General features: G+C 39.8%; 15 protein-coding genes. 10 read left to right on the top strand and 5 right to left on the bottom strand.

Features of this window, described 5'->3' with window-relative positions; genetic code table 11:
* Positions 1–3: 3 nt before the first annotated feature.
* The 3 genes from AC1HCU_RS04395 to AC1HCU_RS04385 form a co-directional block, all read right to left on the bottom strand.
* Complete coding sequence (locus AC1HCU_RS04395; protein ID WP_480369527.1) at positions 4–420, bottom strand: sugar 3,4-ketoisomerase; 417 nt, start codon at positions 418–420, stop codon at positions 4–6.
* 103 nt (positions 421–523) lie between these two features.
* On the bottom strand, positions 524–2,896 hold the full coding sequence (locus tag AC1HCU_RS04390; protein ID WP_480369524.1) for an exopolysaccharide transport family protein: 2,373 nt from the start codon (positions 2,894–2,896) through the stop codon (positions 524–526).
* 49 nt (positions 2,897–2,945) lie between these two features.
* Positions 2,946–3,737, bottom strand: a complete 792-nt coding sequence (locus tag AC1HCU_RS04385; protein WP_480369522.1) for a polysaccharide biosynthesis/export family protein — start codon at positions 3,735–3,737, stop codon at positions 2,946–2,948.
* A gap of 506 nt (positions 3,738–4,243) precedes the next feature.
* Between AC1HCU_RS04385 and AC1HCU_RS04380 the strand changes: the two genes are divergently transcribed.
* Both AC1HCU_RS04380 and AC1HCU_RS04375 read left to right on the top strand, forming a co-directional pair.
* The gene (locus tag AC1HCU_RS04380; protein ID WP_480369520.1) at positions 4,244–5,605 is read left to right on the top strand and encodes a right-handed parallel beta-helix repeat-containing protein; all 1,362 of its coding nucleotides are present in this window, start codon (positions 4,244–4,246) and stop codon (positions 5,603–5,605) included.
* A gap of 136 nt (positions 5,606–5,741) precedes the next feature.
* Positions 5,742–6,188, top strand: a complete 447-nt coding sequence (locus AC1HCU_RS04375) for a lipid-binding protein (RefSeq protein WP_286861258.1) — start codon at positions 5,742–5,744, stop codon at positions 6,186–6,188.
* A 147-nt stretch (positions 6,189–6,335) separates the two neighbouring features.
* Here the strand turns inward: AC1HCU_RS04375 and AC1HCU_RS04370 are convergent, their stop codons facing one another.
* Positions 6,336–7,133 (bottom strand): helix-turn-helix transcriptional regulator, encoded by a 798-nt coding sequence (locus AC1HCU_RS04370; RefSeq protein WP_286861260.1) that lies wholly within the window; start codon positions 7,131–7,133, stop codon positions 6,336–6,338.
* Positions 7,134–7,443: 310 nt separating this feature from the next.
* On the opposite strand from AC1HCU_RS04370, the gene AC1HCU_RS04365 reads away from it, so the two are divergent.
* From AC1HCU_RS04365 to AC1HCU_RS04345, 5 genes are all read left to right on the top strand, one after another.
* On the top strand, positions 7,444–7,968 hold the full coding sequence (locus AC1HCU_RS04365; protein WP_480369516.1) for a DUF4199 domain-containing protein: 525 nt from the start codon (positions 7,444–7,446) through the stop codon (positions 7,966–7,968).
* Between the two features lie 11 nt (positions 7,969–7,979).
* Positions 7,980–8,930 carry a glycosyltransferase family 2 protein gene (locus AC1HCU_RS04360; protein ID WP_286861266.1) on the top strand — a complete coding sequence of 317 codons (951 nt, stop codon included), beginning with the start codon at positions 7,980–7,982 and terminating at the stop codon, positions 8,928–8,930.
* Positions 8,931–8,952: 22 nt separating this feature from the next.
* Positions 8,953–9,972 carry an FAD:protein FMN transferase gene (locus tag AC1HCU_RS04355; RefSeq protein WP_286861268.1) on the top strand — a complete coding sequence of 340 codons (1,020 nt, stop codon included), beginning with the start codon at positions 8,953–8,955 and terminating at the stop codon, positions 9,970–9,972.
* 105 nt (positions 9,973–10,077) lie between these two features.
* Positions 10,078–11,070 carry a hypothetical protein gene (locus AC1HCU_RS04350; RefSeq protein WP_480369512.1) on the top strand — a complete coding sequence of 331 codons (993 nt, stop codon included), beginning with the start codon at positions 10,078–10,080 and terminating at the stop codon, positions 11,068–11,070.
* An 18-nt stretch (positions 11,071–11,088) separates the two neighbouring features.
* On the top strand, positions 11,089–12,468 hold the full coding sequence (locus tag AC1HCU_RS04345; RefSeq protein ID WP_480369509.1) for a 3-keto-disaccharide hydrolase: 1,380 nt from the start codon (positions 11,089–11,091) through the stop codon (positions 12,466–12,468).
* A gap of 101 nt (positions 12,469–12,569) precedes the next feature.
* Here the strand turns inward: AC1HCU_RS04345 and AC1HCU_RS04340 are convergent, their stop codons facing one another.
* Positions 12,570–13,202, bottom strand: a complete 633-nt coding sequence (locus AC1HCU_RS04340; protein WP_286880033.1) for a 30S ribosomal protein S16 — start codon at positions 13,200–13,202, stop codon at positions 12,570–12,572.
* A 238-nt stretch (positions 13,203–13,440) separates the two neighbouring features.
* Here AC1HCU_RS04340 and AC1HCU_RS04335 point away from each other — a divergent pair, with 238 nt between their 5' ends.
* The 3 genes from AC1HCU_RS04335 to AC1HCU_RS04325 all read left to right on the top strand — a co-directional run bounded on the left by AC1HCU_RS04335 (position 13,441) and on the right by AC1HCU_RS04325 (position 18,609).
* Entirely contained in the window at positions 13,441–14,523 is a 1,083-nt protein-coding gene (locus AC1HCU_RS04335) for a helix-turn-helix domain-containing protein (RefSeq protein WP_480369505.1), read from the top strand.
* Between the two features lie 510 nt (positions 14,524–15,033).
* Positions 15,034–17,676 (top strand): helix-turn-helix domain-containing protein, encoded by a 2,643-nt coding sequence (locus AC1HCU_RS04330; protein ID WP_480369503.1) that lies wholly within the window; start codon positions 15,034–15,036, stop codon positions 17,674–17,676.
* 360 nt (positions 17,677–18,036) lie between these two features.
* On the top strand, positions 18,037–18,609 hold the full coding sequence (locus tag AC1HCU_RS04325) for a DUF3575 domain-containing protein (RefSeq protein WP_480369500.1): 573 nt from the start codon (positions 18,037–18,039) through the stop codon (positions 18,607–18,609).

Raw genomic sequence — 18,609 nt, 5'->3', positions numbered from 1 at the left:
ATGTTATATTCTCGCTTCATTTGCCAATTCCTTGAAGAGCACGTAATCATAAATATAATCTTCGGGATTAAATTTGATGGATGCCAATACCAGTGCCAAAGCGTTGGTTGAAAAATTCTGCATCTGTCTCCATACTCCTTTGGGTACATATAATCCATAATAAGAGCGGTTCAGGGAATATGTTTTTTTTTCTTTTCCATCATCCAGAATCACATCAAAACTACCCGACAAAGCCACGATAAATTCCTGATTTTGCCTGTATGCGTGCCCACCACGTACCTCTCCTCCGGGTACATCATAAATCCAGTAGGTACGGACAATCTTAAAAGGGATATGATTAATCCCCTCAATGACAGACAGATTTCCTCTCCTATCTAAATTTTTCGGGAGTTGAATAATTCCTGCTTTGCTGAATTTCATTTTACTGCACATTTTAATCATGTTACACTGACATTTGTTACACTGACAGAGTTGCGCGACAGTTTTTATCTAAAAATACTACCGGACTTCTACAGGGATTCGGTTATCCATATCCGTATCCATATTTCTTATTCATTCCATACCGGTACTCGGATGAATTCAAGTCAACTGAGTTTAGGATGAAATACATTCTTTTCAACTTATTTTCCCGGTGATATACCTCTGCTTCCTCAATGCACTTTCGCGGAGTATACCCTACACGTGCGATAAACAGGTTGACGTCTGCAAGCCTGTTCAACAAAAAACCGTCTGATACTATCCCGATAGGAGACGTATCAATCAATATATAATCGTATTCTTCCCTTAATTGATTAATCAGATCGTCCAGTTTTGGCTTTGCCAGCAGTTCGTTCGGGTTGGGAGGAATTGCCCCGGATGTGATGATTGATAAATTCTCATGAATACCGGAAGGCCTTATCAGCTCCTCTTTGCTTACATACCCCGACAGGTAAAGCGTTATTCCCGGGCCATTGCTCAATCCCAATAAATTGGCAAGTTTCGGTTTTCTGATATCCAGCTCGATAATCAATACTTTTTTTTCAAGCAATGCCAGGCTCATGGCAAGATTTGCGGTAATAAACGATTTGCCTTCACCACTGACACTTGATAACATATTGATTACCTTCTTCTCTTTGCTGTCAATGATAAACAATAGATTCGCACGTACAAGACGCAGCATCTCATTAAAGTAATCGTTACAGTTGTCTTTTACGGCAATGGTTTGCAATTGCAATAATTTGGGGATTTCGCCCAATACCGGAATCGTGGAAATTTCCTCGAGTTCTTCCCTGGAAGAAATCTGGTAGCGCAGCAGTTCTTTTATTTTTATAATGACGACAGGCAGGATCAGTCCGGCAACAAAAAAAATCATCAGGATCATTTTTTTATTCGGCCACACTATCCCCGCAACACGAATATTATCGACCAGTTTAGAATTTGGTGCCACCACGGTCATATTCATATAACGTTCCTCTTTCTTCTGAAGAAGATAGAGAAACAATTCTTCCTTGGTATTCTGCTGGCGGACAATGTCCGAGAAGATACGTTCCTGCTGGGGAATAGCCCTGATTTTTGAATAGTTCCTCGAATACTCGGAGTTAATATCCCGCTGCAGAATTTCCATGTTGTTTTTCTCGTTTTGCAAGCCTGAAACCACAGAAGCATACGTAGACTCAAGTTGATTATTCAAATCTATCATAGACTGATTGCTGCTTGAGGCAATTCGCGCCAGCTTGTTTCGTTCCAGTACTAAGTTATTGTATGTACTGATCTGGGAGTTCAATACGGGACTTTGGATGCCGGAATTGGCCGGTATCAGCTTGTCGTGGCCTCCCTTTTGCTGCACAAAACTTAACAGACTTGCTACAATGGAATATTGAGACTCAATATCCATCTTCCTTTGACTTACATTTGCCAGTTGAGAATTGTACAGATCGGCCTGAGAACCAATATTGGTTAATCCCTGTGATTGCTTGAACGCTTGCGCCCGATCTTCCACTGTGTTCAACTCATTATTCAGCATGGCAAGATGTTTATCAATGATCTTTGATGTTTTTTCGGCCAGATCAAGCTGGTCCTGTATGCCATGTTCGTTGTATGCTTCAAAATACTCCCTTAGAAAATGTTTTCCAAGCTCCGTATGAAAGGTGGTTAAAGCAATATCGGCAACAGAAGAGGTTTTTGAAGTTAATTCAATCGCCATTGAGTTAACAAATCCGTCGGCCACATTCAGTGGATTCAGAATCTGTACCCAGATCCTCATATTCTTTTGGGGCTTCGTGCTACCTTTGGAAAGCTTCAGTTCGCCAAAAGGTAATCGCACGATGGTATCGTTTGATGCTGCCAACACCTGATATTTGCTCCCTTTATATTTGCCTGAAAACAACGCACTGCCTTCAGGATTAATAAAAAGATCGAACGAGATATAGCCTCCCAGAGCGATCAGCCTGTCTTCCGGAATCCTGATTTCTACTGGCAGTTCTTCTCCATACAAAAAAGCGGTTTTCCGTTTCGGCAAGCCCGGTATCAGCTTTTCCAAACCTGAAACCAATGGTTTCAATTGAATGTAAGTAACATTCATGTTAAACTTCCTGACTACATCTTCTGCTATAAGTGATTTTTTCAGAATCTCCACCTCATTGTCTACATTGTTCCTTCGGGTCATTACGCCCATTTCCTCGAAGATAGTTATGTCTGAGGTCCCTCCCTTTTGGTCATCTTTAAACAGGATGGCAGTGGTAACCTGGTATTGCGGCAATGTAAAATAGAGATATAACAGGGCAACGAAAAGACACAGGACAACAGACACCAAAAACCATTTCCAATAAGAATAATACTTCATCAGTATGGCCGTCACGTCGATCTTTTTCTCTGAAAGAGCAAAAAACTCCTCCTCCACATTCGAATACTTGTTCATATTTGTGTACTATTCAATAATCTGATTGCGTGCTCAAAAAAAACAACGCTCATTTCGTCAGTCCAAATATAGTTGCACCCAAGGTAGCCAAAGAGATCAATACAGATATGGTTGTCATCCTGTAGTTTTCGGCTGCTCCGTATTTTGAAGAATTGGCCTTTGTCTGGTTCGGTTCAACATATACCACATCGTTTTGCTCAAGATAAAATGCAGGTGACTCAAACAGTTTATTGTTGTTGAGATTTACTTTATAAATAATCTTTTCCCCATTTTCATTTTCACGCAAAACCGTTATGTTGTCGCGCCTTCCAAAGATGGTCATATCACCGGCCATGGCCAACCCTTCAAAAATGGTGATCCGCCCGTTAGTCGATTCAAATTTCCCCGGCCTTAATACTTCACCAAGAACACTCACGGTATAATTCAAAATCCTTACCGTGATCACTGGAAGTTCTTCAGAGAAGAAGGGTTTCAGTTTGTTGCCAATAAATGCTCCCAGCTCATCAGTAGTCATCCCGCTTACCTTCAACACACCCAGCGTGGGAAAAGTAATATTGCCGTCACTGTCTACCAGATAATTTTGCAATGCAGGCTGTGACTGAATGTTATTCATCCTCGCATCAATCTGTGGCATGATAAGATTATACCTTACCGAAGCGGCAGCCTCGCTGCTCACTACAGTAATGGAGAGGATGTCCTTGGGCTTGATCCTCGCATCATACTTTTTGTTGTTCAGAATGGTTTCACCGCGGCTGGTTTGCTGGAAGTAAGAGATGTCTTTCACTTGGGCACAAGAAACCATAATATAAGTGAATGCCAGCAGGTACATGAATCTTCTCATCTTTTTATTTTCCTATTATATCTATTGCACAATAAGGACATATGATATTAAAAAAACGAACAGTAAAAAAATATCCAATTTGATAAGCTGTGATTTTTAATTTTTAAAGTGATAACAATGTTATATCAAAGTCAGTCACTTGTTTTCTTAACTAACTTAGTTAAGTACCGCAAATATATGCTTGTAAAGAATCATTTACACCAAAAAACTCATTACATAATATTACAAAGCCAGGGTTATTTTTATACTGAAACCAATGTGGGATTTTATTCAGTCACAGTCTCTGTTTATAATCAATACAAATAGTGTTCTCTTTACGGTTAATGCCTTTTAAATCTCTTTAATTTCAACAAAATTCGCTCTAAGGCTTTGTTTTTTAACATGATGATCCAATATAAAAGCGTATTTTTGCGTTGCAATCTGCACAAGCCACATTGAAAGGGATCTTATCAGCTGAAGTTTTTTTCACAGGGCTTACATAGAACAAACTATTAATTCAAAAAGAAATGAAATCAAAAATCTTTACTTTCATTCTTGGTGCGGTCTTACTCGGTCTGCCCTTCCATTTTTCTTATGGACAAGGAGCACGATATACGGGATCATACACCGAGTCAGCGGCAATTCAACATGTAGGTAAATCCAATTTTGTAATAGAGGGGTCAGCATTCACAAGCAGCAGTAGTAAATACCTTATTGTGCTGTATAGCTGTAAAAATGTGATCATCAGGAACAACAAGTTTGGTTCTTCTCCTGTGAATCTGGCGATCTATCTGGACAACTGTGAGAATATTACGATCATAGACAACACCTTTGAGAATGTACAGTCAGGAATGGTAGCACATAATTCCCGTGGCATTAAGTTTGAATACAACGATATGACGAACGTGGTTGGTCCCCTGAAAGGAGGAGGGAAAATTGGGAACATGGCCATATTTGACAAGGTTACCGGCCCGGGGAATAGTATCAGTTACAACGTATGTGAAAACATTTCAGGCGAGAGTTATCCTGAAGACATTATTAACGTGAACCAATCGCATGGTACATCCGAAAGTCCAATCATGGTAAGAGGAAACTGGCTTCGTGGCGGAGGTCCCTCGTCATCCGGAGGTGGTATCATTTTAGGGGATGTCGGCGGCTCATACCAGATAGCCGAAAACAATATTGTTGTCGATCCGGGTCAGTACGGGATAAGCATTGCAGGTGGCAACAACATGACACTCAGGAACAACAAAGTGTTCAGCAGTCGCAAATCGTACAACAATGTCGGAATCTATGCAGCCAACTGGTATGAATCTTTGGGAAATTCCTACAACATTACCGTGACGAACAATGCTGTAAACTATACGAACAGAGACGGGGTATTGAATAATTTTTGGTTTGCAGGAAATGTGGAACCCATAGAAGGCAAAGCTACAAACGTGTACGATCGGAATTTATCGGCCTCCATCCTTCCGGATAAAATAATAGGAAGAGCCCGGACTGCCACCACACCAGGGGAAGAAATACCCGGCGGCGGGTCAGTTCCACCCGAAGAAGAGGTACCCGGCGATGGGTCAGTTCCACCCGAAGAGAATGCACCTGAAACAGGAGTCGACCCGACCGATCCGGTCATCTCGTTGCCGGAAATTACGAATCACCCTTCCATCTCGATCTATTTGGACAAATACAACAGGGTTTGTGTGAACAGCCGGGGGCCCTTTGCCACAACAGCAAGTATTCTTGCTGCCAACGAAGCAGGAGCGATCATCTACAGTCAGAAACTGACCCGTTTCCACACCGTGTTGCCGTACAGGCCCACTCCCGGGAAATACTACGTTCTTGTAAGGAATGGTGATAAAGCACACTTAAAAATGTTCAATATTCCTTGAACCGGATATCATTAAACTCTGACTTTCAACCATAATTGTCAGAATAAAAGATTACAAAACTTCTTTTTCCCCTCCTTTTGTGGAAAGCATAAACATTTACCAAATAGCATTATAACTACACTATTATTACATTCATATGAAAAATATTTTTTACCTCCTGGGGCTTATCATATTTGGAACGATTATTTCGTGCGAACGCGAAATTGAATCTGACGCAATAGTCAATCCGGTCAATATCACAGGCCAGTGGAATGTGAATGCGTACAATGATTCGACCCTCCTGTACGGACCTTTCGAGGTGATGACCCTAAAAGACACTTATGCAGGAAGTGACTCGATTATCATCCAGGATACAGAAATGAAATTTTGGGAATTCCGTGTAAAGGCCCGGGCGGACGAAGTAAACGGCAACTTCGGTACCAAATTATCCCATTGTGAAGTACACGGAGAAGAGATCGGAATAAAAATATCAAACGGAAAGATATTGGACACCGACAGCATTTACTTTGAAATTCAGTTTGAGGACGACGAAACTCCATACGGGGTAACTTATCAGATAAAAGGACGTCGTACTGTTGAATAAATCAGTTTGGGGATTCTGAAGCTACGGGCTGATATTGTTTTGTACTTATCATCACCTCCTTAGGATACCTCCACACTGTTTTATATATATAAAAGAGTGTTTCCAATTGATGCGGTGGCTGGCCAACAAACACCGCATCATTGATTATTATACTGCTGTAGGGATATTTTGGTCTTCCTCCTGCTGGCTGATCAGTTTCTTCAATGTGTTTACCAGCTGTTTTTTGTTCAGTAGATTCAACTTCTTATTTATCCGGTGAATCGTCACAAACACCGCATCAATGGTCCTGTTCATAATTGTCGCAATATCTTTGCTGTTCAAATCATTAACCAGCAATCCGCACAGGATTATCTCACGATGTGATAACGAAGGATATGCTTTTTGTATAATACGCAATTCTCTCTCATAATAAACCAGGTCATCCAACGTAAGTTGTTGATTTTCTTCCCTGAAGTACTTTGTGATCAGATTCTGAAGAATCTTCTGGCCGGCCCGGTTTAAATAGGGTTTTAATTTTGTAATTTCATCTCTGATATTATACAATGCCGAAAGAGAGGCCACGGCGTATTTTTCAGATACCTTGGAGAAGTGAACAATGACCATCTTCCCCCATGAAAGGTTTGAAAAACACGAAAAAGAATAATTCATTATTTCGTGCTTGCCATTGAACAAAATGACATGCATTTTTTGATCTATGACCATATCCTGATGGATATTTTTGATCATATCGTCCAAATAAGGATTTATTTTTCGCCAGGTGTAAAGATCGAAAGCTTCGCTCTCCCTCATTCCCAAGCATTTGAATGCTCGTTTATTCAACAGCACCTCTCCATTTGAAAAGAAATAAATTGCAGTCGGAAAAGGAATTTCATTTATATCGATTGCAATTCTGTTTCTCGGATGATGATTGTTTCCAATCATGATCTCAAACTCTTGTGTTTGCATATCGTTATATATTATCTGTTTGCAAATATACAATCCGCCATTTCCTTTTGTACTATAGAGAGATAACATAATTCACACATAATATTACACAAAACAGACATAACTAATTAAAACTCTGACATCATGATGGTTAAATAGATTTTTCTTTTTAGAATTATTCTATATAAATTACGCTACCGGACGATCTGAACGTATTATAAAAGTAAGAAGTCGCAGATGCAAGCCGGGTCTTGGACATTAGGTTTTTACAACAATAGTTACTCTCCGGTTTCTATATTTTTGATTACTTTTGTGTTCTAAAGTAGAATCGATGAAAGAAGACAAGAGCCAGCTATTAAACTATGCGATGTATGCCGGCGTTTACCTGGGACTTTTCTGGGTGTTTAAGTATTTTTTTGTGGTTACCGGACTAATCTATCCGGCGCTCAATTTTCTGGGAACATTGCTTAGTATCGGAACACCCGTGCTGCTGTTTATTTTTCTGTTAAAATACAGTCAGGAATTGCAGAATGGAAAAATGGGATTCTGGCATGGCGTTAAGTTTTCAATTTTGCTCTTCTTCTTCGCTTCTATTCTCGAGTCGATAATCGTTTTCATACATGTACAATGGATTGATCCGACTTTTATTTCAGATCTTTTCGAAAGTATGGGCGAACTGGCGAAAACGATCGGGGTAGGTGAAAAGCTTTCCACCCGGCTAAGCGAACAACCTCTCCCCTCCCCGTTCGACTATGTATTTAGCAATGTAATCATGGCCGACGTATTTCTGGGGCTGGTTCTCTCGCTGTTCATCGTCCCGCTCTCCACACGTTACAAACAGAAACAAAACATATAATTTTTTGATCGATGGATATATCTGTTGTCATACCGTTATACAACGAAGAAGAGTCGTTAAAGGAGTTATACAGTTGGATTAAGTGTGTTATGCAGGAAAATGGCTTCTCCTATGAGATTATTTTCGTGGATGACGGAAGCAGCGACCGCTCCTGGGAGATCATCAAGGAGCTGAGCACGGGATCAAGCCCGGTGAAGGCAATTAAATTCCGGCGTAACTACGGCAAGTCTCCCGCGTTGTACTGTGCCTTTCAGAAAGCGGAGGGAGATGTGATCATCACCATGGACGCCGATCTGCAGGACAGTCCCGACGAAATTCCCGAACTCTACCGTATGATTCGCGAGGAAGGGTACGATCTCGTTTCGGGGTGGAAAAAGAAAAGATATGACGACAAGTTGACAAAGAACCTGCCTTCCAAGTTGTTCAACGCCACAGCAAGAAAGGTTTCGGGAATTAAAATACATGACTTTAACTGTGGCCTGAAAGCCTATCGCAAATCATTGGCAAAGAGCATTGAAATATATAACGATATGCACCGGTATATTCCTGTACTGGCTAAAAATGCAGGCTACACAAGAATCGGAGAAAAGGTGGTACAACATCAGGCCAGAAAATATGGAAAAAGCAAGTTCGGCGCCGACAGATTTGTAAATGGTTATCTTGATCTGATGACACTCTGGTTCCTGAACCGGTTCGGTAAAAAACCGATGCACTTCTTCGGTCTCTGGGGTAGCGTGATGTTTTTGCTGGGCCTTGTGGCTATTATTGTGGTGGGAGCCATGAAACTTTATGATATGCAACAGGGTAATCCCTATCGCCTGGTCACAGAGTCACCTTATTTTTATATATCGCTCACGACCATGGTCCTCGGGACATTGCTTTTTCTCGCAGGATTTTTGGGAGAACTTATCACGAGAAATTCACCGGAAAGAAATTATTACCGTATTGAGGAAGAACTGTAAGTAAGTAACCAATCAAATGACAATGAAATCAAATAACCTGTGCATCCTATCCCTCGTTATTCTCCTCACGCTGCTTGCATCTTGCAAGTCTGGCAATACTACAAAAGAGTATACCTACTACCAGAATCAGGGAGAGATATTCGCGACCGGATATCACATCAAATATGCTTATCACCGGTCGCTGGAAAAAGAGATTATGACCGAACTCGACAGGTTTGACCTGTCATTGAATCCTTTCAAGGAAAATTCCATAATAACAAAGATAAATCGCAATGAACCAGTAAAACCCGATACTCTGTTCATGAAGGTTTTCCTTAAATCCATGGAGGTTTCCCGGAAGTCGGGCGGCAAATTCGATATCACTGTTTCCCCGCTAATTAATGCATGGGGATTCGGATTTCAAAATATGAACAACATTACACCGGAAATTATCGACAGTCTGAAGAAATTTGTTGGGTTTGAAAAAATTACCATGAATGACAAAGGACAAATTACTAAAACCGATCCGAGAGTGACCGTTAATATGTCGGCCATAGCCAAAGGATATGCATGCGACGTAATTGGCTTTCTGCTGGAACGTTATGAAGTTGAAAATTACATGGTGGAAATAGGTGGCGAAATAACTGCCAGAGGTGTCAATGAAAAAGGGGAATGCTGGCGTATTGGCGTGGATAAGCCAATTGATGATGCCCTTGGCATGCAGCATGAACTACAAACGATCCTCTCCCTTTGCGATAAGTCCATGGCTACTTCCGGTAACTACCGCAATTATTATGTGAAAGATGGCAAAAAATATGCCCATACCATTGATCCGCAGACAGGTTACCCTTCTCAGCAGGATATTCTTGGAGCAACGGTGATTGCCGACGACTGCATGACCGCCGATGCTTACGCCACGGCATTTATGGCCATGGGTATGAAACAGTCTATAGAAGTCGCGAAAGAGCTCCCCGGAGTGCATTACTATTTCATTTATGAAAATCCGGACAGCACCTTCGGCATTGAATATTCCGATGGCTTCGAACAGTTTTTCAGCCGCTGATTTGCTCTGATGAATGCACCTGTCTGAAACAGGTGTATCATCTTCTTAAAATAAGTTTGTTATATAATGAAACATCTCACTAAGATCTGGCTACATTCTGGCCGTATGCTCCTTTTATTATCACTTTTGTTTTTGACGTTTTCACTGCCGGCACAAAATGCCGATAGCGTATCTTATCCGAATTTCAAAGTCGATGGTACCTTGAAAAATAAATTCGAGCGTGCGTCCGACACCGGTTTGTCTCGTTTCTCCGTGCGGAACTCACGTATCGGCATAAAAGGAAATATAAATGCCTATACCTCCTACAGGGCACAGGTAGAACTAAGCAACGAAGGGAAGTTCTACCTGCTCGACGTATGCGGGACATTGAAACCTGTAGACGGACTATCTCTGACATTTGGACAAACGAGTATCCCATTATTCAATAATTATATTGTCAGCCCTTCGGAGATGATATTTGCCAATCGCGCCTTTCTCGGAAAATATTTTTTGAGTACACGTGATCTAGGTGCAAACGGAAAATATTCATTTGATGCAGGCACGATACCTGTAATTATTGAGACAGGACTTTATAATGGTAACACTATCAATAATCCCGTCTGGAAAAAAAGTCTTGCTTACGGCGGTCGTGTAGTGTTGGGAACCATGAAAGGTTTGCGCTTTAGTGCCAAGGCATATAATTATCCCAACAACGACAGTACACACTTTGTTTTCTATGGTGCCGACTTGCGTTATGAGGCCAAAAACTGGAAGGTGGAGACAGAGATCATGCAGAAAAAAAGCAAGACCATAGATAATAAAGATATGCTCTCATACTATCTGCAGGGTGCCTGGAATATACCCATTCGGACCAGGATGTTTGAATTTATCAGGCCGGCCATTCGCTGGGATGCCATAGATGAACGAAGGAACGAGGCCGGTTTCGATGTAAATCGTTTTACTGCCGGAATTGGTTTCGGATTCAACGAAAAGAAGTTTTCTTCCATCCTTCGGTTCGATTACGAATGGTATTTTGTGAATAATGAAATGCAGATATTTTCAAAAAATGCAGAAATGGCATCCAATAAATCCACTATAGAACTTTTATTTACATTCTAACAATCAATGAAAATGATCATGAAAAAAAATCTTTTATTCTCACTGTTCATCACCTTAATTGTGATGGCATCATGTACCAAAAATTTTGCACCCCGCTCTCTTTTTCAAGGAGAAGAGATGAATCAATGGGATACCAGGGGAGATGTATCTCTCAAGAATCAACTCCTTGTCTTAAACGATAAAGCATCCCTCGCCCTCAAAAAAGGAGGCCATACAAACTTTGAGTTCGACATAACTGCCCGTACCATTGACAACGGCAAAGGATTCATTGCATTTCATACCGATGAACAGGGGAAAAAAGGCTACAAGGTGGCATTAAACAACGATCTCGAAAGTAGTGAATGGTGGACGAAGACCGGAAGCCTGCTGGCAGTCCGCAATCTCACCAAATCTACGGTAAAGACCAATGAGTGGTTCGACATGCAGATCCGTGTGGATGGAAAAACAATCACCATCTCGCTGAATGGAAGTCCCGTGGTGGAGTATACTGAACCGGCGAAACCATATCGGCTTGCCGAAAACATGTCTCAAATACTTTCTTCAGGGACTTTTGTGATACAATCAACGAAAGGTACTCTCGAAGTAAAATCGGTCTCCTTAACTCCATTACCCGAAAATAATAACACAGACAATCTGAAGGTTTCTGCAGTGGATGAGACAGAAGATCCGGTTATCAGACTTCATCAGGAGAATTTCCCCGTACTTGATTATCATGTGCACCTCAAGGGAATCACTGCGGAGCAGGCCGCAGCCCGTTCACGGCAACTGGGTATTAACTATGCCCTGGCTCCCAACTGTGGTATTGGATTCCCAATAACAAATGACAACGAAGTCATAGCCTATCTGGACTCAATGAAAGGACAACCTTTTATCCAGGCAATGCAGGGTGAAGGTAGAGAGTGGTCCGAGACATTCTCTGAAGCGGTACGGGAACAGTTCGATTTCGTCTTTACAGATGCCATGACATTCACCGATACCAAAGGGCGCCGTACCCGCCTGTGGATGCCCGACGAGGTGTTCGTGGAAGATGAACAGCGGTACATGGATCTCATTGTGAAAAAAATTGTTGATGTGATGCAAGAGCCGATGGATGTATATGTGAACCCCACTTTTCTCCCTGAAGTGATGAGCGATCGTTATGATGATCTCTGGACCGAAGAACGTATGGATAAGGTCATCAAGGCGATGGTAGCGGCTAACAAAGCGTTGGAGATCAACAATCGGCGTGAAATTCCAAGTCAAATTTTCATACAGAAAGCGAAAGATGCCGGATTGAAGTTCACATTCGGAACAAATAATAGCGATGGCGATTTTGGTAAGCTGGAGTACTGCTTCCGGATGAAAGAAGCGTGTGGCCTCACTGCAGAACATATGTATCAGCCTAAGATAAGAAAGTGAAACTTCTTTACGATTACCCCGTAGCTTTAAAAAAGCTCTCAATAAAAAAGCCCGGTTCGCACCGGGCTTTTTTACAAAACACTATAGTGTGTGTCGTTTTCTTATTCAACAGCTTCTTTATTGTCTTCTGCTTTCTCCTCGGCAACAGGAGCCACTTCAGCTACAGGAGTTTCCTCAGCCACAATTTCGACTTTCTCTTCAGCTACAGGAGCTTCTTCAATCACAGTGTCGATTGTTGCTTCCGCTTCCACTACAGGAGCATTGGCAGCCTGTTCTTCGGCTTTCTTCTTCGCCAAAGCCTCTGCTCTTGTTTTGTTTACTTCCTTTTCTGCATCGAGTCTGGATTTCTCTTCTGCGCGCAGTTTTTCCGTGTCTTTATTTTTCAGTGACTGGGTGGCCTGACGTTTGTTATTTTTCCAGGTTTCAAACCTTTTTTCAGCTTCCGCCTCGTCGAAAGCACCTTTGGTTACACCTCCGAGAAGATGTTTCTTCATAAATACACCTTCGTCCGAAAGGATGTTGCGAACAGTGTCGGAGGGTTGTGCCCCGGTTTGCAGCCAATACAAAGCTCTTTCGAAATCTAAAGTGATCGTAGCAGGATGTGTGTTCGGGTTATATGAACCAATCCTTTCAATATACTTTCCATCCCGTGGAGCTCTGCTATCTGCAACAATAATCTGGTAGAAAGGATAGTTTTTACGTCCCCTTCTCTGTAAACGTAATTTTGTTGCCATTTAGTAGTTCTTTAAAATGAGTAATTTTGTATTTGCGGATGCAAAGGTAACATTTTTTCCCTGTTTCACAAACTAATCGATATTAAATTTATTTACAGAAATATTTTTTACAAAAAAATGTATTTAATTCTGTTTTTTTACTTATATTCGTATAAATTTTAGAAAATCTGTTCCTTATAAACGTTCGTGGAAGCAAAAGTTTTTTTATTCTAACCAATATCCGACTAATCATGCTACAATGATCATTCAATTGTCTCTTTTTTTTGCCATAGGAGCCTTCTGGACATCTCTTGTACTATCCATGCTATTCCTTTTTATAACTGTTCCCGGGATTCCGCAGTTGGAAAATTACAAGGCAGCAAAAGTGATTATGGCTTCAGCCTATTTGCTATTTTGCATCATCAGCCTTTATGAAATAACTGCCAGGCTGCAAGGAATAAATTTACCAACTTTTAAAACTTCAATTCTCATTTTTACAACATTTCAATTGTATTTGTTTGCTCATGTCAACATCTCATTGATAGACTTAAAATACCTGTCGATCAAAAAAATGGTCTATCATTTAATTCCGGTGGCAACTTTATCATTACTGAATGTGGGATCGTACATGGGCCTTTGGAATGATAATTTTTCAAAGGTATTGTATTACAGCTTATTGATATTTTATACAGTTTCTTTGGGCTGCACTGTCCTCCTCTTCATCAAGCATCACAGAAATTACAAAAAGAGATTTAATAATTATTTTTCCGGAAATAGCAGAGATCATTTACAATGGGTATACCATGCCAATATTTTCATATTTCTGGCAAGCATTGCGGTGATTTTGTTTTGTATCTTCTCGGAAAATATCATGACCATATTTCCAATTTTGGCAATCGCCTTTTATACATATTATGCCATTCATTTTCTCAATTATACAGATATTTTCAATTATATAGAACCAATTGTCAGGGAAGAAACTGAAAAAAATATCAAGGCCTCTTCCATTACATTTTCACAAATTGAAAATTCTATCAGGGAGTGGGAAAATAAGAAGTTATATCTGAAACATGATCTGACTATTGTGATTGTAGCATCACAAATCTCAACAAACAGAACCTATCTTTCCAGTTATCTGAATTCATACAGACAAAAAACCTTCAACGAATGGATAAACGGACTTCGTATTGAGGAGGCAAAAAAAATAATTACAACAGACAAACATGCTACACTCGACGATATTTGTGAAAAAACAGGCTATGCCGACAAGAGTTACTTCAGCAAATGTTTTCAACGATATACCGGAACCACTGTGAAACAATGGAGAAGCATGATTAATTGACCTTGTCCACCAGTAAAAACTGATTTGTGTTAAATTTTCAGGGTGTGGTAAAATTGACCATATAAATTTGTTGATTTTACCACATCTTAATTCCTTTTCGTATTATTTTTACGTACATATTTGTTACAAATAAATGACAATTTCTTTTCAATAATTGCTCTGACTAAGGGTTTTAAAAAAAGATACGGAAAGTCTTATTTTAATAAATAGGTGTCTGCTTTTTGTTAATTATTAGCACTGCATATCTGTAACCAAAACGTAAAGTGTAGTCATATGCAATTTGAAAATCGGACATATTTGACATACTATTTGAAATATCTGATTTTTACAACATATTTCATTCAGATTGCATGCCACACACGGTATCCGGAGAATATTTCACAAACATCCTTTTCTACGGAAAAGCATTATACCGCGGTGGACTCTCTGATAAAAAGTATTTCCAGCGACACAATCGCACTCACAAATTATCTTACATTGTCTATAGCAACCGGTGATAAATACGCAGAAATGAGTTCATACGAAAAAATGGGTACTTATTATTTACGTAATTATTCATACAAAAAAGCCATAGAGTACCACAGATCATATTTTAAAGTAGCACAATTATCCCGTGACACGTTTCATATAATCCGGGCATTGAATAATCTGGCCTATGACTATATACAGACCGGAGCATATAATGAATCTGCCGAATATTATTTTAAGGCTTTGTTACAAGAAAATAAATCTAAGATAGACGCACATGCACAATTCCAAACGGAAAAAACAAAAACGCTGAACGGACTTGGAGAAATTTATTTATATACAGACCAACCGGATGAAGCAATGCATTACTTTCGCAAAGCCTTGCAGCCGGAGAACCATAACCAGGATCCGAAAGTTCTGGCAATCGTCCTACAAAATATTGGTACGGCCTATGAATATGACAGGCAATATGACTCTGCCCATGTCTTTTATCAGAAATCCCTGGAGTATCATATCAAATCAAATTCCCTTTCCGGATTAAACAATTGCTTTTGGCATATAGGCAATTTGTATATGATCGAAGGGGATTTCGAAAACGCTTTAGTATATCTTGAAAGTGCTTATAGCTCTCTTTCAGGAACTTCCGACAAGCGGAACTGGCTAAATGTGACTCTTTCTTTGGGAGAGGTAAACATAAAAAAAGGAAAGTATTTTAATGCAGAGACTTATTTAGGGAATGCTCTCAAGATGTCAGAAGAACTTAATTTACCCTATTATCTGGGAAAAGTCTATTTTCTTTTATCCGGGTTGCACAGAATACAAGGGAAGACTGTGTTGGCATTGGAAGAAAGGTATCTCAGTGATGTGTATACAAAAGGTCTCAACAGAGGGAAGAACACTAACAGAATTATAATGCACCGGTTAAACTACGAGAAAGAAGTGAATAAAAAGGAAATGAATATACTGGCCGGACAGCATCAGATGAGAGTAGAAAAAACAGAAAAAGCGTTCGTTCTCATATTCCTGTTAATTTTCATTCTTGTTTTGATTATTTTAATCCTTATTCAAAACATACGGTTCAGAATACATAAAAGTCTGACAACATTACAATTGGAAAAAATCAAATCGGAATATTACACGGAAATTTCCGAGGAATTTAAAACACCTGCCAGCATCATTATCGGGCTGGTAGAGAGGTTAAAGAAAAATATGCAAAATAAAAACAACGAGTACACTATAGATATGGAAATGCTTTCCCGCCAGTCGGAGAATCTCTTCCTGCTTGTCAATGAAATTGCTTCTTTAGGTAATTTACAGGAAGGTAATAGATCTGACAAAGTGATAAATGCGAATATTATCTCCTATCTCAGATATCTATATGAATGTTTTATCCCTATGGCAGAAACAAAAGGGATTGACTATGTTTTCCATAGTAACGTATCGGAAATCCATATGGATTACATGTCTGAATATCTGCGTATGGTTATGCACAGCCTGCTGTATAATGCGTTCAAGTCTTGCACAGAAGACAACCATGTCACAGTTTCTGTAAACTGTGACAGCAATAAAAATAATTATACCGTTGAAATTTCCTATCATGGTGCGGATGCTGATTATAAGGATATTTCACGTGCCTTTAATCCTTTCCTTCAGAAAAGAAACGACAGTTTAACCGACCTCGACTCAGGAGTGGGATTGACTCTTACAAAACAGCTGATCGAAAAAATGAATGGAACAATCACTGTAAAAATTGAAAAATCCAATAGTGCCGTTTTCACGGTGAACCTTCCAATACGTCATGGTAGCACTCCAAATGACGAAAAACCTTTTACAATATGCAAACAAAGCCCAGGCAGCAACCGTTTAATCCTTCCGGATAATTTTCCATCACGGATAGAAAGCAATGAAAAACCGGTTGTGCTGATTGTCGTGGGAAACAGAGATATGAGCTATTATCTGATTTCTGTTTTGAAGGATCAATATGTTCTCCTGACGGAAAGAAATGGTGAAGACGCCATAAGGACTGCTGAGGAGAAAATGCCCGATCTGATTATTTCAGATACCGCACTGCCTTTTCTGGATGGGTTCCAACTATGTAAAAAAATAAAAAAAACATTGACGACCAACCATATACCAGTAATCCTACTCACATTGAACCACTCAAAAGAAGAACGTATAAAAGGAATTGAATACGGAGCCGATGCCTTTCTTTCAGAACCGGTATTCGAGGAGGAATTGCTGGTCGTGATTGACCAGTTACTCTCCACAAGAAAACAATTAAGAGAAAAATACAGTCCCTTTGTGCATATAAATGCAAATCGCAAAGAGAAAGCCGCCGATAGTAATAATGTAAGTCTGGAATTTCTCCAACGCGTCACAAGTCATATTTACAAAGAATTAACCAATACGGAAAATATTATTGAAAAAATATCTTCAGAAGTCTGCCTCAGTTCTTCACAATTAAATCGGAAAATAAAAGCGATAACCGGTATGACTACTTCAAACTATATTCTAAAGGCGAGACTCAACAAGGCAAAGAGACTTCTTGCCATTTCCCAAAAACCTATCGGCGATATTGCCACAGAGTGTGGTTTTAACGACTTTGCATATTTTTCACGCTCATTCAGGAAAGAATTCGGCATGACCCCTACTACCTTTCAACGTATTCCTCGATCAGTAAGTTAACAAATTTTCTTCAAACGAAGTAACATGCCTTTTTTTTGCGCGACATTTTTTTATCAACCAATTCTACTATTTTAAAAAAAAGACACAAAATACAATTATGTGTCGATAAAAAAAGCGTCAACATTTCCTTCATTAGGTGTTTTTATTAGAAAATATTGTCTTTTTTATCCAAACCAATGTCGTTTATTTATAAGATAATTAGACCAAATAGTATCCTGATAATCAATGAATAAAATTATCATCATGCTTTTTAAATTACAATTTAACCTTAGTTAATGCATTTTGAGTTCAAAAAGTCGCTTTTTTAGGACAAACATCTCATTGCCGGTCGTCCTAATTTTACAACAAAAAAAATACAACATGAAAAAAATGTGGATGATTTTTGGCTGTTTTTTTTTCCTGGGATGTATAACCACAGGTTCGCAGACCACCGGAATTAAAACAAATATTCCCTACTGGGGCACATTAACCCCCAATCTTGGAATAGAGGTTGCCCTCGGTAAAAAAACAACATTTGAAGTCGCCGGCGGATTTAATCCATTTACCTTATCCGATTATAAATATTTGAAGCATTGGTTGATTTATACCGAATTTCGTTACTGGACATGTGAAAAGTTTAACGGTCATTTTTTCGGACTGCACGGCCTGGGCGGACAATATAATGTGGGAGGATGGGATATTCCTTTTTGGCATTTAAAAAAACTGAAAGATACCCGTTATCAGGGATATGCTTACGGCGCCGGAATCAGTTACGGCTATCAGTGGATCCTTAACAACCGGTGGAACCTGGAGTTCACCCTCGGGGGGGGATATGCCCGTTTCCATTATGAGAAGTTCCCCTGTGTGAAGTGTGGAACCTCTCAGGGAACCGGAGAGAAAAATTATCTGGGGCCGACAAAAGGAGCTCTTTCAATTATTTACATTATTAAATAG

Source organism: Proteiniphilum sp. LBM24028 (assembly GCF_056629195.1).
Note: the sequence above shows the minus strand (reverse complement) of the source record. Positions and strands in the feature narration are given on the sequence as shown.

Bases quoted from the DNA above. Each gene is read 5' to 3' on its own strand.
- AC1HCU_RS04395 (WP_480369527.1), bottom strand. From the start codon at position 420: ATGAAATTCAGCAAAGCAGGAATTATTCAACTCCCGAAAAATTTAGAT.
- AC1HCU_RS04390 (WP_480369524.1), bottom strand. From the start codon at position 2,896: ATGAACAAGTATTCGAATGTGGAGGAGGAGTTTTTTGCTCTTTCAGAG.
- AC1HCU_RS04385 (WP_480369522.1), bottom strand. From the start codon at position 3,737: ATGAGAAGATTCATGTACCTGCTGGCATTCACTTATATTATGGTTTCT.
- AC1HCU_RS04380 (WP_480369520.1), top strand. From the start codon at position 4,244: ATGAAATCAAAAATCTTTACTTTCATTCTTGGTGCGGTCTTACTCGGT.
- AC1HCU_RS04375 (WP_286861258.1), top strand. From the start codon at position 5,742: ATGAAAAATATTTTTTACCTCCTGGGGCTTATCATATTTGGAACGATT.
- AC1HCU_RS04370 (WP_286861260.1), bottom strand. From the start codon at position 7,133: ATGCAAACACAAGAGTTTGAGATCATGATTGGAAACAATCATCATCCG.
- AC1HCU_RS04365 (WP_480369516.1), top strand. From the start codon at position 7,444: ATGAAAGAAGACAAGAGCCAGCTATTAAACTATGCGATGTATGCCGGC.
- AC1HCU_RS04360 (WP_286861266.1), top strand. From the start codon at position 7,980: ATGGATATATCTGTTGTCATACCGTTATACAACGAAGAAGAGTCGTTA.
- AC1HCU_RS04355 (WP_286861268.1), top strand. From the start codon at position 8,953: ATGAAATCAAATAACCTGTGCATCCTATCCCTCGTTATTCTCCTCACG.
- AC1HCU_RS04350 (WP_480369512.1), top strand. From the start codon at position 10,078: ATGCTCCTTTTATTATCACTTTTGTTTTTGACGTTTTCACTGCCGGCA.
- AC1HCU_RS04345 (WP_480369509.1), top strand. From the start codon at position 11,089: ATGAAAAAAAATCTTTTATTCTCACTGTTCATCACCTTAATTGTGATG.
- AC1HCU_RS04340 (WP_286880033.1), bottom strand. From the start codon at position 13,202: ATGGCAACAAAATTACGTTTACAGAGAAGGGGACGTAAAAACTATCCT.
- AC1HCU_RS04335 (WP_480369505.1), top strand. From the start codon at position 13,441: ATGATCATTCAATTGTCTCTTTTTTTTGCCATAGGAGCCTTCTGGACA.
- AC1HCU_RS04330 (WP_480369503.1), top strand. From the start codon at position 15,034: ATGAGTTCATACGAAAAAATGGGTACTTATTATTTACGTAATTATTCA.
- AC1HCU_RS04325 (WP_480369500.1), top strand. From the start codon at position 18,037: ATGAAAAAAATGTGGATGATTTTTGGCTGTTTTTTTTTCCTGGGATGT.